Below are 14,042 nucleotides of genomic sequence, written 5' to 3'. Positions count from 1 at the left end.
GTGTTGGCTGTTTTTTCTTTTATAAAAAGAGTAAGTACAAAGAATTTATTGTACTTACTCTTTAAAACATTTGTTATATATCAAAGTAAGCAGCTAAACTTCTTTAATGATATCTCCATATAAAACATCACTTTAATGGGCTATAAAATAATGAGTTCCTTAGGAGAGTGAGTGATGACTTCCACACCTTCTTTTGTAACGATAACATCATCCTCGATTCGAACACCACCTACATTAGGTATATAAATACCCGGTTCGACAGTTAGTACCATATTTTCTTCTAACATGTCTTTACATATGGTAGACATAAATATGTTTTCATGGATATCTAAGCCTATACCATGTCCTGCACCGTGTCCATAATTTTGTCCATATCCCTTTTTAGTAATGTAGTCTCGTGAATAACTATCGGCCTCTTGTCCAGTTATACCAGCCTTCATATTGGAAAGGGCATGCTGTAAGGCACCATAAACTATTTGATATACTTCTTTTAATTGCTCTAATGGTTCTCCAACAGCAATCGTTCTTGTCATATCAGAACGATAACCTCGGTAGTAAGCACCAAAATCCATTGTCAACATGTCACCTTGCTCCACTATTTTAGAGGATGCTACACCATGTGGGAGTGCTGAACGATGGCCAGAAGCAATAATCATATCGAAGGCTGCACCTGTTGCACCATTTTTTCGCATATGAGACTCTAATTCATAGGCAATCTCAAGTTCTGAAATACCTGGTTTGATGAATGTCAGAATATGATTAAACGCCTCATCGGAAATCCATGCTGCTTTCTTAATTATTTCAATTTCTTCTGGTGTTTTAATCATCCGTAAATCTTCTACAATAGTAGGCATTGGTTTTAATATAGCTGTCAATTTGCTCTTCATTAATTGATAGCTAAAATAAGTTACATGATGTTGCTCAAAACCAACAGTTTGAATTAATTCCTGTTCAAGAATTTCCTGAATGGTTTCATATAAATGGTTGCGATCAATCTCTAGTACTTCAAAGGTGTCACACTGATTTGTTGCTTGCTGAGTGTAGCGGAAGTCTACTAATAAAAGTGCGCGTGTCTTTGTTACAATAACTGTACCTGCACTACCTGTAAAACCTGTTAGATAGCGACGATTTTGAGCATTTGTGATAATAATTGCATCGGTATTGTGGAGCTGTAAGGCTGCTTGTAATTGTTCTAATTTTGACATGTTATGTTTCCCCCTTCAAAGTTAAATATACTGCAAAATTTGCATCATGTTTAGAGCTTATATGAAATTAGATGTTGATTATGTGGAAAATGCATTGCAGGATAACCTCTATCCTAGATTAAAGAGTGTTGGAAAATATATTAAAAAAATGTGAAAAAAGATATTGTATATCTATATTTTCTATGATATATTTATAAATGTCTTAAAGAGGTCCCGTGGTGTAGCGGTTAACATGCCTGCCTGTCACGCAGGAGATCGCCGGTTCGATCCCGGTCGGGACCGCCATTTAAATTGATATTACAGTCCTTATGATTTTACATCATAGGGACTTTTTTGTATGTGATTGGAGTATGGATCCAATTCATCTTTCAGGAGTTTATCAGTAAATTAAGTAGAAATTACATGACAAATGAATAATGTCGAAAGGATCAACACTGCCTAGTAGAAACACAGAGGCTAAAAGCATAACATTTTGTGAAGTATTTGAGACCAACTTCCCTTTATTATTTCATAAACAACATCTATTTCCCTAAAACATATCAAGTGTATCTAAAAAATGGCTTAAATCGCTGTGAAATGATCGATAATATAGCCATAAACATAGCGAATTTCATATATTTAACATTATCTAAAAATAGTAAAAATTACCGATAAATGATAGCGTTTCTATAAGGTAAAATTAGAGATGTTTCTAATATAAAGATTAGGGGTAAAAAAGTAGATGTAATCGGATTGGCTACGGAGGTGTTTATATGAGCAAAGATTATTCTTTTAAAAGTATTTATTTCCCTTTGCTTATTGGTTCCATGATAATGATGGTAGGCTGTGGAGATCCTATTATGGAGATTGAAGAATCAAATGCGTATCACTGGCAAAAAAATATGAACGAAGTAGAATTTGAGAAATTAAAAAATGATATGTCATATATTGAGGTAGTAGAAGCAGCAGGCGGCGCAGGTAAAAAAATCAAAAATAATGAATATCGTTGGAATGATGAAATCTTGATGACACAGGCCTATATAGTAAAATTTAAGGATGATAAACTAATTGGCAAAGAAATCATAGCAGTGAAAGGTCATTCAAACAGATAAATAGTTGTCACGTCTTTGTAAAAGAAGGCGTGTTTTTTTATTTAAATGGCTACCTATGTCATAAAATTAGGCTTTTTAACGAAGATAATCTATGTAGGATATAATGATATTGGATGCTTTGAACATTTTCGCTAGTTTAGGTAAACTAGAGGTAATGTAGTGATGAGAGGAAAAATGAGAATGTATGAAATAATCATGAATTCAGTTGATGATACAGAGCGTTTTGCCGTGACACTTGCAAAATTACTAGAAGCTCAAGATACAATTACATTAGAAGGAGATTTGGGTGCAGGCAAGACAACGTTTACGAAGGCCTTAGCAAAAGGGCTTGGTGTGAAAAGAACGGTCAACAGTCCAACATTTACAATCATTAAACAGTATGAAGGACGTTTACCCTTCAATCATTTAGATGTTTATCGTTTGGCTGAAAGTGACGAGGACCTTGGTTGGGATGAATTATTTTATGGAGATGCAGTATCAGTGGTAGAGTGGGCGCATTTAATAGAACAGGATTTGCCACGGAATCGATTAGCGATAGAGATTTATCGAATCGGAGACAATGAACGACGATTTGTGTTAATACCTAGTGGGGAACGCTATGAGGCACTATGTGAGGAGCTAATGAAATGATTTGGTTAGGAATAGAAACAGCGAATACACCACTTTCCGTTGCTATTGTGAGGGATGGAAAAGTGGTAGCTGAGCTGGTACAAAATATAAAATTAACACATTCAGCAGGCGCAATGCCCGCTATTGAAGAGGTATTAGCAAGAGCAGGTTTGAAGGCAGGCGACTTGGATGTTATTGCAGTGTCTGAAGGGCCAGGTTCGTATACAGGGGTCCGTATAGGTGTAACATTAGCGAAAACCCTAGCATGGACATTACAGATACCTTTAGTTGGTGTCTCTAGCTTAAAAGCATTAGCTGCAAATGCTACCCTTTATAATGGATTAATTTGTCCAATTTTTGATGCAAGAAGAGATAATGTTTATACAGCTGTTTATCAAGGAGTGACTCTAGAGGCTCTTGTGGAGGATCATCATGCACATATCGCTGATTTATTAGAGCGTTTAAGGGCATTAGATGCACCTATTTTATTTGTAGGAACAGATGTGGGCTTATTTTGGGATAACATTGTAGAGGAGCTTGGCGATAACGCTTTTCGTGCACCTTTTAGTCTTGACTTGCCACGTGCAACGGAAGTTATTCGTGTAGGAACTAAAGTGGAATTACCGAGTGTTGAAGCTACTCATCACTTTGTCCCACAATATAAACGAATTGCAGAGGCTGAAGCAAATTGGCTGAAAGAACAGAAGGAGAAAGAACATGAGTAGTGATGTAACTTATCGTAAAATGGTTTCTGATGATGTACCAGCAGTTTATGAAATTGAAGTAGCTTCATTTCCTGTACCTTGGACGTTGGATTCCTTTTACTATGAAGTACATGAAAATCAGTATGCCCATTATGTGCTGGCTGTTGATGCAAGTGGAAGTATTATTGGTTTTTGCGGGATGTGGATGGTTATAGATGCAGCCCAAATTACGAATGTAGCTGTTATTGAGGCAGCTCGTGGACGAGGTATAGGCGAGGGATTAATGCGTGAGGCAATGCAAATAGCTCGTTTACATGGAATGGAGGTTATGACATTGGAGGTACGAGTAACGAACACAGTTGCACAAAATCTTTATCGTAAGCTCCAATTCCAAGATGGTGGTATACGGAAAGGATATTATACGGATAACGGGGAGGATGCCCTTGTCATGTGGGTGAATTTATAATGAATAATGGATTGATATTAGCAATAGAATCAAGCTGTGATGAAACAGCTGCAGCGATTATACGAAATGGTCATGAAATCGTGTCGAATGTTGTTGCTTCTCAAATAGAGAGTCATAAGCGATTTGGTGGCGTTGTTCCTGAAATTGCATCACGCCATCACGTTGAACAAATTACGATGGTAATTGAAGAAGCATTAGCTCAAGCAAATTTAAAGCCGGTAGATTTGGATGCGGTTGCTGTTACAGAGGGTCCGGGTCTTGTAGGGGCATTGTTGATTGGCATTAATGCAGCGAAGGCTTTTGCCTTTGCGAATAACCTACCAATTGTAGGTGTGCATCATATTGCAGGGCATATTTATGCCAATGCGCTTGTTCAGCCGATGGAGTTCCCTTTATTAGCACTAGTAGTTTCAGGCGGTCATACAGAGCTTGTCTATATGAAGGAACATGGCTCTTTTGAGCTCATTGGTGAAACACGAGATGATGCAGCTGGTGAAGCTTATGATAAAGTGGCGCGTGTTTTAAATTTACCTTATCCTGGTGGGCCACATATTGATCGTCTTGCTCATGAGGAAGGAGAGGCTGTTCCTTTTCCAAGAGTATGGTTAGAAGAGGATTCATATGATTTTAGCTTTAGCGGTTTAAAATCAGCTGTCATCAATTATAAACATAATATGGATCAACGAGGTGAAGCTATTTCACCAGCAGCTGTTGCCAAGGGCTTTCAGGAAAGTGTTATTGAAGTACTGACTGCTAAGACATTACGTGCTGCTCGCGAATATCAGGTGAAACAGGTTATTGCAGCTGGAGGGGTAGCAGCAAATAAGGGGTTGCGAATTTCTTTGGAGACTGTATTTGAAGAGGAAGGTATCCCGTTTTTTGTACCGCCGCTTAAATTGTGTACTGATAATGCGGCAATGATTGGCGCAGCAGCTATGCCGATGTTTGAGGCTGGTATTCGAGGAAACTTAATGATGAATGGACGTCCAGGAATGGAGTTAAAATCCTGGGTATAGTGTAGGAAAGAGGTATCTATATTTTTAGATATCTCTTTTTTAAATTGTCGAATAATTGTTGATAAAAAAGAACCGTGCTAAGGGAATAGTCAGTAGAGGCATCACAATTGACAAATTTTTCAGAAAATTATCCACAGGTAAAGGAGCGAATTAAATGGCGAACACGCGTACTTATGCACAAATTGTTGATAACTTGTGTATAACTTGTGATTATTCAATATATAGTAGCTGGTTTTATCCGATAGAATGTGGATAAAATAAATTTTCATTGTGGACAATGTGGAAAACTCTGTTGATATGTTGGTACTACTATATTTGTAGTGTGAATAAAACTGTGGGCATTTTTTGTCGAAAAATAGCACTTGACCAATATATATGAAAAATGAAGACAAGTAAAGAAAAAGCCATGTGACCTTTCACATGGCTTACATCATTTACATACTAATATTTTCAAGTTCTTCATTTAACTCAAGCCATTCTAATTCTAATAGCTCATGCTGTTCTTTAGCAGTTGATAATTCTGCTTGAAGCATTGAAATTTTTTCATGGTCGGTAAAAATGGCAGAGTCACAAAGAGCTTCTTCTAGTCTTGCAACAATAGCAGATGTTTCTTGCATCTTGCTTTCTAAATCTTCAATCGTACGTCTAATTTGACGTTCACGCTTTTTTGCTTCTTTATCAATTTTTGATGTAGACGTTTTATCAGGGAGGTCTTGCTGTACTTGTGGTTGGGAGGCAGCCTTCATTTGTGCTAGCTCTAATAGTTCCTGCTTTTTCTCAACGTAATAATCGTAATCACCTAAATATTCAAATGAACCCGTTCCAGATAACTCCACCACTTTTGTTGCGATACGATTAATGAAGTAGCGGTCGTGTGAGACAAATAGAAGCGTACCTGGATAATCAATCAAGGCATTTTCTAATACCTCTTTGCTATCTAAGTCCAAATGATTGGTAGGCTCATCTAGAATTAAGAAATTAGCCTTTTGCATCATTAGCTTTGCGAGTGCAAGGCGTGCTTTTTCACCGCCCGATAAAGAGGATACAGCTTTATCCACATCTTCACCACTAAAAAGAAAACGCCCTAATACAGTTCGAATATCTTTTTCGTTCATGAGTGGCCATTCATCCCATAATTCTTTTAGGACACTCTTATTGCTCGATAGCTTTGCTTGCTCTTGATCATAGTAGCCGATTTGTACATTCGTACCATAACGAATACTACCTCCAAGAGGGGATAAATCTTTTACAATTGTTTTTAATAATGTCGATTTACCAACTCCGTTTGGTCCAACAAGGGCAATACGATCCTCACGAAAAGTGCGGAGGTTTATCCCACTAGAAATGGTACGATCGTTATAACCTATCGTTAATTCATCAACAGATAAAACATCATTTCCACTTTGACGTTCAATCGTGAAACCGAAACTAGCGGATTTCTCATCACCATCCGGCGATTCCATCCACTCGGTACGTTCAAGCATTTTACGTCGACTTTGTGCCATTTTTGTTGTAGAAGCACGTGCAATATTTTTTTGGATAAAATCCTCTAGCTTGGCCTTTTCATCTTGCTGACGTTCAAAGAGTTTGACATCACGCTCATAATTTTTAGCTTTTTCATCTAGATATGCACTATAATTACCCGGATATTTGGTAACGCGATGACGAGATACTTCGTAGACAATAGAAACGACTTGGTCTAAGAAGTAGCGGTCATGGGAAACAATTAAAATAGCGCCTTCATAGCCCTTTAAATAGGATTCCAACCAAGATAGTGTTTCGATATCTAAATGGTTCGTTGGCTCATCGAGAATTAAAAGATCTGGTTTACTAAGTAAGAGCTTAGCAAGTGCTAAACGTGTGCGCTGTCCACCAGATAAGGAACTGATGGGTTTGTCATAGTCTTCGGAATAAAATTGCATACCATGAAGGACTGACCGTATGTCTGATTCATATTGATAGCCACCTGCATCTTTAAACGTATGCTGTAATTGATCGTATTCCGACATAACTTTCGCATACATAGTAGGGTTTTCATAGACAGTAGGATCAGCCATTTGTTGTTCAAGTGAGCGTAGCAGCTGTTCTTGGGCTAAAAGAGATTCAAATATAGTCATCATTTCATTCCAAATTGTTAGCGTAGAGTTTAATCCTGCATGTTGCTCTAAATAGCCTATTTGAATATCCTTTGGGATAATGATATCACCTGAATCATAAGACATTTGACCAGCAATTATTTTTAATAAAGTAGATTTACCTGCACCGTTTCGTCCTACTAAGGCAACACGGTCACGGTGTTGAACTTCTAATTTAACACCACTTAAAATTTCATCTGCAAGAAAGGATTTAGTTAGTTGATTGACCTGTAAAACAATCATTCTTGACACCTCAATTCTACCTTAGTGTAATGGATGAACGATTTGCATGCAATGTCCGTGCTTTACTTATTCCTAGCAGTCATGTAAGATTGAAACGATTTCTTTTTAGTTAGCTGCGTATAAGGCGCCATTAACTAAAGAGAAATACAGCAGGGGATTGCAAAAATGTTGTATATTGTTAAGGATGAATGTATTAAAATTAGTAGTTAAAGACAGTAAAATTGATGGAGGTACATCATAAGGAGGAAAAAGTTTGAAACAAGAATTAAAAATTCCACAAGCCACTACAAAAAGACTTCCTCTTTACTATCGATTTATTCAAAACTTTGCACAAGAAGGTATGGAACGTATTTCGTCGAAGGAATTGAGTGAAGCGATGAAAATAGATTCTGCAACTATTCGCCGTGATTTTTCTTATTTTGGTGCACTTGGGAAAAAAGGTTATGGCTACGATGTGCAGCATCTATTACAATTTTTTAGCCAGACGCTTGATCAACATGAAACGACAAAAGTAGCGTTAATTGGTGTGGGGAATTTAGGCAGTGCATTATTAAAATATAATTTTCAAAAAAACCATAATACACATATTGTGGTAGCATTCGATTCAAAAGCACCGAAGGATGGCAAAATGATCAGTAACATTCCGGTCTTTCATCCAGATTTATTGGAAGAAAAATATGCAGAATACGGTGCAGAGCTTGCTATTTTAACGGTTTCACCACGCTCCGCTCAAAAAATGGCGGATCGCTTAGCAGCCATGAATGCAAAGGGAATTTTAAACTTTACGCCAGAGCGATTAACAGTACCTGATAGAATGCAGCTTTTAACAATCGATTTATCGGTAGAGTTGCAAGCGCTTATTTATTTAATTCGTAATCAGGAAGAGTGAAATCATACATATTTTTTAGTGTAATTCACCGTTTCTGTCAAATAGATAATTTAAATAAAATGAGGTCAAATCAGTGAGTGTGACGAAAAACTTTCACATATAATTAGTTAGCAAAATGGCGAAATATGCGTTAAAATGATGGATATAAAGAGGAGGTGGCTGTAATGGGTGGTATTGGTCCTATGAGCCTCATTATTATCGGAGTTGTCGCGTTACTAATTTTTGGTCCTAAAAAGTTACCAGAGCTTGGTAAGGCATTTGGTTCAACACTACGTGAATTCAAAAATGCTACTAAAGGTTTAGCCGACGAAGATGATGATGATAAGAAAAAGAAAGAACTAGATAAGTAAGTTAGGATGTTTGAGGAATGAATCCAAAAGATCTAACTGTCATTGAGCATATAGAAGAATTAAGAAAACGGCTGTTCATTGTTGCCGTTTTCTTTGTTCTAGCTATGGCCGGCGCCTTTTTTGTCGCAAAGCCACTTGTAAAATACCTTCAAATGACTGGAGCCAAATATAATATAGAGCTTCATGCATTTGACGTAGTCACACCACTTGCAATTTATATACAAGTTGTTTTTATAATTGCATTTATTCTTTCATCACCCGTGTTGATGTATCAATTATGGTCGTTTATTAGCCCTGGATTAAGGGAAGTAGAGCGTAAAGCAACTCTAAGCTATATTCCGTATTCATTTTTATTGTTTCTTGCAGGGTTATCTTTTTCGTACTTTTTACTATTCCCATATGTCATCAAATTCATGATGAATTTATCGAATGATTTGGAGATACAGCAAACCATTGGTATTCATGAGTATTTTACATTCTTGTTTAAGCTTACAATACCGTTCGGTTTCCTTTTCCAGTTGCCAATTGTTGTTTTATTCTTTTCACGAATTGGCATATTAAGTCCGGAATTACTAATTCGTATTCGTAAATACTCGTACTTCGGTTTATTTGTATGTGCTGCGATTATTGCACCACCTGAGTTGGCTTCACATTTAATGGTTTCAGTTCCGCTGTTTATTTTGTATGAAATTAGTATTATGATTTCACGAATTGGTTATAAGAAATATCTTAAATCCGAAGAGATTCGATTAAAAGAAGAACAGGAAGCGGAGCAAAAGCGCCAGATTGAAGAAGCACTTGAGCAGCAACGACGACAAATAGAAGAATTGAATCAACAGTAATAAATAAAGCTCGGTGCCCTAAATGGGACACCGAGCTTTTGTGTTATTTTTGCATCTTACAATCGCTTTACAAAAATTTATTGCATTTTTTCGAGTTCTTGAAGAAACTTTTGCAATGGTTCCGCATAGAATTGTACAAGTGTCACAAATCCATTAAGCATGACGTGTGCAATAATAGACGTCCAAATGCGCTTTGTTTTGTGATATAAAAAGGCGAAAATTAAACCACAGATGGTATAAAGCAAGATATGTGAGAAGTCGAAGTGGATAATCGCAAAGAAAATGGCACTCACAATTGCTGCCACCCAGAAATTTGTTGTTTGGACAAGCGAGCCAAAGATCACTCTACGGAAGACGAATTCTTCTAAGATTGGCCCGAATACAACAATTGCTAATATGGCGATGGGAGCACCTTTAGCTATCGCGACAATATCTGCAGTATTTTGTGAGCCTCCTTCAATACCGAAAACAGCCATCTCAATAGCTGCACCAATCATTTGTCCAAAGAACACTAGGAAAAAGCCGATGATTCCCCACACAATCGTAAGAGGTATCGTTTCTTTTTTTCCTTGATAAATGTTCCAAAATGCTTTATCTCGAGATGTAAGGATTAAGCTTAAAATGAGCGCTACCGCAAAACTTAGTGCGATATACCAACCTTGAGTAATAGGAGCCGCTTGTTCAGAAGCTAAACCAGTTACCTTCATGATGAGCTTATGGAACGGTAAGAGCAACCATCTGCTAGAGATTTGCATCAAGATATAAATCAGCAAAACATACAGGGCTGTTTTTTTATGTTTCGTTACTTTTTGAGAATTAGTCACAGTCAAAATCCTTTCCATTCATATGCTTCCTTTCTATTGTAGAGGAATATGGAAAGAAAACAAAATTTTTTGAAGTTCTGACTTGCAAAAAAAAGAGTGATTGATTATCATAATAATTGTGTTAGCACTCATTGATATAGAGTGCTAATAAATATCAACAATTATTTAACTATTAGGAGGTTGTTTCACTTGTTAAGACCACTAGGAGATCGTATTGTAATTGAACTAATCGAGGTAGAAGAAAAATCTGCATTCGGTATTGTACTACCTGACTCTGCAAAAGAAAAACCACAAGAAGGTAAAGTAGTAGCAGTTGGGACAGGTCGTGTATTAGAGAACGGGCAACGTGTAGAGCTTGACGTTAAAGTTGACGACCGCATTATTTTCTCTAAATACGCTGGCACAGAAGTTAAATTTGAAGGTAATGAATACCTAATTTTACGCGAAAGCGATATTCTTGCAATTATTGAATAAGAACTTTAAAGGCACCTTACGTAAGGTGAATACTTATTGTTTGCATAACAAATGTGACAATAAGGTGAAATTGATATAAATATATTGAAGAAGCTTAACGAATATTCCATTTCAGGAGGGTAAATTCTCATGGCAAAAGATATTAAATTCTCAGAAGACGCTCGTTCATTAATGTTACAAGGTGTAGATAAATTAGCAAATGCAGTAAAAGTAACATTAGGACCAAAAGGACGTAATGTTGTTTTAGAAAAAAAATTCGGTTCACCACTTATTACAAATGATGGTGTGACAATCGCTAAAGAAATCGAACTAGAAAACCCATACGAAAACATGGGAGCAAAATTAGTAGCAGAAGTTGCTTCTAAGACAAACGAAATCGCTGGTGATGGTACAACTACAGCAACAGTATTAGCTCAAGCAATTATTCGTGAAGGCTTGAAAAACGTTACAGCTGGCGCAAATCCAGTAGGTATCCGTAAAGGTATCGATAAAGCAGTTGCTGCAGCACTTACTGAATTACACGCTATTTCTCGCCCAGTAAGCAATAAGGAAGAAATTGCACAAGTTGCTGCTATTTCTGCTGCAGATGATGAAGTTGGACAACTAATCGCTGAAGCAATGGAACGCGTTGGTAACGATGGAGTTATTACAATTGAAGAATCAAAAGGCTTCACAACAGAGTTAGATGTAGTTGAGGGTATGCAGTTTGATCGTGGTTATGCGTCTCACTACATGGTAACTGACACAGATAAAATGGAAGCGGTTCTTGATAACCCATACATTTTAATTACTGATAAAAAAATTACAAACATTCAAGAAGTATTACCATTATTAGAGCAAGTGGTGCAACAAGGTCGTCCACTTTTAATGATTGCTGAAGATGTAGAAGGTGAAGCTCTTGCAACACTTGTTGTGAACAAACTTCGTGGTACATTTAATGCTGTAGCAGTAAAAGCACCAGGTTTCGGTGATCGACGTAAAGCAATGCTTGAAGATATTGCTATCCTGACAGGTGGACAAGTGATTACAGAAGAATTAGGCTTAGACCTAAAATCAGCTGATATTTCTGCACTTGGTCGTGCAGCAAAAGTTGTTGTAACAAAAGACAACACAACAATCGTTGAAGGTGTAGGCGGAGCAGACGCAATTGAATCACGCATTGGTCAAATTCGTGCACAACTTGCTGAAACTACTTCAGAGTTCGATAAAGAAAAATTACAAGAACGTCTTGCAAAATTAGCAGGCGGTGTAGCAGTTATCAAGGTTGGTGCTGCAACAGAAACAGAGCTGAAAGAGCGTAAACTTCGTATTGAGGATGCTTTAAACTCAACTCGTGCGGCTGTTGAAGAAGGTATCGTATCAGGTGGTGGTACTGCTCTTCTAAACGTCTATGCAGCAGTAGAAAAAGCGGCTGAAGCAGTAGAAGGCGACGTATCTACAGGTGTGAAAATCGTTCTACGTGCTTTAGAAGAACCAGTTCGTCAAATTGCTAATAATGCTGGTCTTGAAGGCTCAATTATCGTAGATCGTCTAAAACGTGAAGAAGTTGGCATTGGTTTCAATGCAGCAACTGGCGAATGGGTAAACATGATGGAAGCAGGCGTAGTAGACCCAGCAAAAGTAACTCGCTCAGCTTTACAAAACGCAGCATCAGTTGCAGCCCTATTCTTAACAACAGAAGCGGTTGTAGCAGATATCCCTGAAGCAGCACCAGCAATGCCAGATATGAGCGGCATGGGCGGTATGCCAGGAATGATGTAAGATTTAGCTTAAACTAAAGCACAATCTTTTAAGTAAATATGACCACTTTCCATAATTTTATGGAAAGTGGTTTTTTATTTTGATTTTTTATTAGAACAGAGTTTAAATAAAAATCCTTAAATTTTCTTCGCTATATAATATCCGGAATTTACAATGAGCTGTTTTAATTTCTATCGGAACAATAATTTTAGCGAATTAAAACCCGCCAGTAGTGGAATATTTATCTACTGAATGTATGCATAATCTATAATTAAAAATTTTCCTGTTGTTTTTCAATGGATTATCACTTACAATACAAATGAAAATGATAATCGTTATCATTGATTAATAGTTAAATAGATAGAGGTGAAATCTTGAATAAACAGGAAGCTAACAGAATAGGGACGGGCAATATTTATTATGTTATTATCTTGCTTTTAATAGCCTCCATTTTAATATCTGCCGTTTTTTCTGTATCAATAGGACAAGTCAGCATTCCTTTCAAGCAATCGATGGATATTTTGCTACATACTATATCCAATGGAAAACTTGGAACACTTGATAGTGTGGAAAGTGAATCCTATTTGAATATTATTCTACAGGTCAGAATGCCGCGTGTGGTTTTTGCCTTATTGATTGGTGTCGGTCTTGCATTGTGTGGGGCTGTCATGCAGGCAGTTGTCCAAAACCCGCTTGCTGATCCATACATACTTGGTATTTCTTCAGGAGCGTCATTAGGTGCAACCTTTGCTATTCTAGTTGGTTTTGGGAGTAGTGCATTGTTAGCACAATTTGGAGTAGCCTTTGGTGCATTTGCAGGGGCGATGATTACCTCTATGGCAGTGCTTATCTTATCCAGCATTGGAGGTAAAGCAACCTCAGTAAAATTGGTTTTATCAGGGGTTGTTATCGGTGCATTATGTAGTTCGTTTTCAAGCCTTATCATCTTTTTTGCCAATAATGCAGAGGGCATTAAAACTGTTACGTTCTGGTCTATGGGGAGTTTAGCATCTGCCAGCTGGGACAAAACACCAATTTTAACAATCGTGATTGTACTAGGAGCTGCATTATTCCTTTTCCAACATCGTGTGCTAAACACAATGCTACTTGGAGATGAATCAGCTATCACCTTAGGGATCAATTTAAGTGCTTATCGTAAATTATATATGATTCTTACCTCGCTTATTACAGGAACGATGGTCGCTTATGCAGGTATGATCGGTTTTGTTGGTTTAATTATTCCTCATATCACAAGAGGTATTTTCGGGGCAGATCACAAACGATTAATGTTAGGAACATTGCTCTTAGGAGGCCTTTTCATGATTTGGGCTGATATTCTGTCTAGAACGTTAATCCAAAATGTGGAATTACCGATTGGTATTATTACTTCTGTCATTGGGTCACCATTATTTATCTATATGATTGTAAAAAAAGGTTACAACTTCGGAGGGTAG

General features: G+C 37.2%; 14 protein-coding genes and 1 tRNA gene. 12 read left to right on the top strand and 3 right to left on the bottom strand.

The features are described from left to right. Positions 1-140 precede the first annotated feature (140 nt). Positions 141-1,205, bottom strand: a complete 1,065-nt coding sequence (locus tag AC1RFD_RS20525; protein ID WP_054548894.1) for a M24 family metallopeptidase — start codon at positions 1,203-1,205, stop codon at positions 141-143. A gap of 209 nt (positions 1,206-1,414) precedes the next feature. On the opposite strand from AC1RFD_RS20525, the gene AC1RFD_RS20520 reads away from it, so the two are divergent. From AC1RFD_RS20520 to tsaD, 6 genes are all read left to right on the top strand, one after another. After that, a tRNA-Asp gene (locus AC1RFD_RS20520) sits at positions 1,415-1,490 on the top strand. A gap of 467 nt (positions 1,491-1,957) precedes the next feature. After that, positions 1,958-2,296 carry a hypothetical protein gene (locus AC1RFD_RS20515; protein ID WP_048394912.1) on the top strand — a complete coding sequence of 113 codons (339 nt, stop codon included), beginning with the start codon at positions 1,958-1,960 and terminating at the stop codon, positions 2,294-2,296. Positions 2,297-2,476: 180 nt separating this feature from the next. Beyond that, complete coding sequence (gene tsaE / locus AC1RFD_RS20510) at positions 2,477-2,926, top strand: tRNA (adenosine(37)-N6)-threonylcarbamoyltransferase complex ATPase subunit type 1 TsaE (protein WP_048394914.1); 450 nt, start codon at positions 2,477-2,479, stop codon at positions 2,924-2,926. Continuing rightward, complete coding sequence (gene tsaB / locus AC1RFD_RS20505) at positions 2,923-3,630, top strand: tRNA (adenosine(37)-N6)-threonylcarbamoyltransferase complex dimerization subunit type 1 TsaB (RefSeq protein ID WP_048394916.1); 708 nt, start codon at positions 2,923-2,925, stop codon at positions 3,628-3,630. The genes tsaE and tsaB overlap by 4 nt, the downstream gene beginning before the upstream one ends. Continuing rightward, positions 3,623-4,075 (top strand): ribosomal protein S18-alanine N-acetyltransferase, encoded by a 453-nt coding sequence (gene rimI / locus AC1RFD_RS20500; protein ID WP_054548892.1) that lies wholly within the window; start codon positions 3,623-3,625, stop codon positions 4,073-4,075. Before tsaB ends, rimI begins: the two co-directional genes overlap by 8 nt. Next, a complete protein-coding gene (tsaD, locus tag AC1RFD_RS20495; protein WP_416141188.1) occupies positions 4,075-5,091 on the top strand; it encodes a tRNA (adenosine(37)-N6)-threonylcarbamoyltransferase complex transferase subunit TsaD in 1,017 nt (338 codons plus the stop codon). The genes rimI and tsaD overlap by 1 nt, the downstream gene beginning before the upstream one ends. Positions 5,092-5,525: 434 nt before the next feature. Here tsaD and AC1RFD_RS20490 read toward each other — a convergent pair whose 3' ends face one another. Beyond that, positions 5,526-7,469, bottom strand: coding sequence for an ABC transporter ATP-binding protein (locus AC1RFD_RS20490; protein ID WP_416141187.1), 1,944 nt, complete (start codon positions 7,467-7,469; stop codon positions 5,526-5,528). Positions 7,470-7,722: 253 nt separating this feature from the next. Between AC1RFD_RS20490 and AC1RFD_RS20485 the strand changes: the two genes are divergently transcribed. The 3 genes from AC1RFD_RS20485 (at position 7,723) to tatC (ending at position 9,550) form a co-directional block, all read left to right on the top strand. Next, positions 7,723-8,358, top strand: coding sequence for a redox-sensing transcriptional repressor Rex (locus AC1RFD_RS20485; RefSeq protein ID WP_004224350.1), 636 nt, complete (start codon positions 7,723-7,725; stop codon positions 8,356-8,358). A 164-nt stretch (positions 8,359-8,522) separates the two neighbouring features. Next, the gene (locus tag AC1RFD_RS20480; protein WP_008176991.1) at positions 8,523-8,708 is read left to right on the top strand and encodes a twin-arginine translocase TatA/TatE family subunit; all 186 of its coding nucleotides are present in this window, start codon (positions 8,523-8,525) and stop codon (positions 8,706-8,708) included. A gap of 17 nt (positions 8,709-8,725) precedes the next feature. Next, entirely contained in the window at positions 8,726-9,550 is an 825-nt protein-coding gene (tatC, locus tag AC1RFD_RS20475; RefSeq protein WP_048394925.1) for a twin-arginine translocase subunit TatC, read from the top strand. A gap of 77 nt (positions 9,551-9,627) precedes the next feature. Here tatC and AC1RFD_RS20470 read toward each other — a convergent pair whose 3' ends face one another. Continuing rightward, the gene (locus AC1RFD_RS20470) at positions 9,628-10,392 is read right to left on the bottom strand and encodes a CPBP family intramembrane glutamic endopeptidase (RefSeq protein ID WP_036075465.1); all 765 of its coding nucleotides are present in this window, start codon (positions 10,390-10,392) and stop codon (positions 9,628-9,630) included. Between the two features lie 171 nt (positions 10,393-10,563). Here AC1RFD_RS20470 and groES point away from each other — a divergent pair, with 171 nt between their 5' ends. The 3 genes from groES (at position 10,564) to AC1RFD_RS20455 (ending at position 14,042) form a co-directional block, all read left to right on the top strand. Next, a complete protein-coding gene (gene groES / locus AC1RFD_RS20465) occupies positions 10,564-10,848 on the top strand; it encodes a co-chaperone GroES (protein ID WP_004224358.1) in 285 nt (94 codons plus the stop codon). Between the two features lie 129 nt (positions 10,849-10,977). Then, complete coding sequence (gene groL / locus AC1RFD_RS20460) at positions 10,978-12,609, top strand: chaperonin GroEL (RefSeq protein ID WP_004224361.1); 1,632 nt, start codon at positions 10,978-10,980, stop codon at positions 12,607-12,609. Positions 12,610-12,962: 353 nt separating this feature from the next. Beyond that, positions 12,963-14,042, top strand: coding sequence for a FecCD family ABC transporter permease (locus tag AC1RFD_RS20455; protein ID WP_054548891.1), 1,080 nt, complete (start codon positions 12,963-12,965; stop codon positions 14,040-14,042).

It is taken from the genome of Lysinibacillus sp. GW823-FHT02G10, from assembly GCF_058797135.1.
Note: the sequence above shows the minus strand (reverse complement) of the source record. Positions and strands in the feature narration are given on the sequence as shown.

Coding starts and splice junctions, on each gene's coding strand:
- AC1RFD_RS20525 (WP_054548894.1), bottom strand. CDS start 1,205: ATGTCAAAATTAGAACAATTACAAGCAGCCTTACAGCTCCACAATACC.
- AC1RFD_RS20515 (WP_048394912.1), top strand. CDS start 1,958: ATGAGCAAAGATTATTCTTTTAAAAGTATTTATTTCCCTTTGCTTATT.
- tsaE (WP_048394914.1), top strand. CDS start 2,477: ATGTATGAAATAATCATGAATTCAGTTGATGATACAGAGCGTTTTGCC.
- tsaB (WP_048394916.1), top strand. CDS start 2,923: ATGATTTGGTTAGGAATAGAAACAGCGAATACACCACTTTCCGTTGCT.
- rimI (WP_054548892.1), top strand. CDS start 3,623: ATGAGTAGTGATGTAACTTATCGTAAAATGGTTTCTGATGATGTACCA.
- tsaD (WP_416141188.1), top strand. CDS start 4,075: ATGAATAATGGATTGATATTAGCAATAGAATCAAGCTGTGATGAAACA.
- AC1RFD_RS20490 (WP_416141187.1), bottom strand. CDS start 7,469: ATGATTGTTTTACAGGTCAATCAACTAACTAAATCCTTTCTTGCAGAT.
- AC1RFD_RS20480 (WP_008176991.1), top strand. CDS start 8,523: ATGGGTGGTATTGGTCCTATGAGCCTCATTATTATCGGAGTTGTCGCG.
- tatC (WP_048394925.1), top strand. CDS start 8,726: ATGAATCCAAAAGATCTAACTGTCATTGAGCATATAGAAGAATTAAGA.
- AC1RFD_RS20470 (WP_036075465.1), bottom strand. CDS start 10,392: ATGGAAAGGATTTTGACTGTGACTAATTCTCAAAAAGTAACGAAACAT.
- groL (WP_004224361.1), top strand. CDS start 10,978: ATGGCAAAAGATATTAAATTCTCAGAAGACGCTCGTTCATTAATGTTA.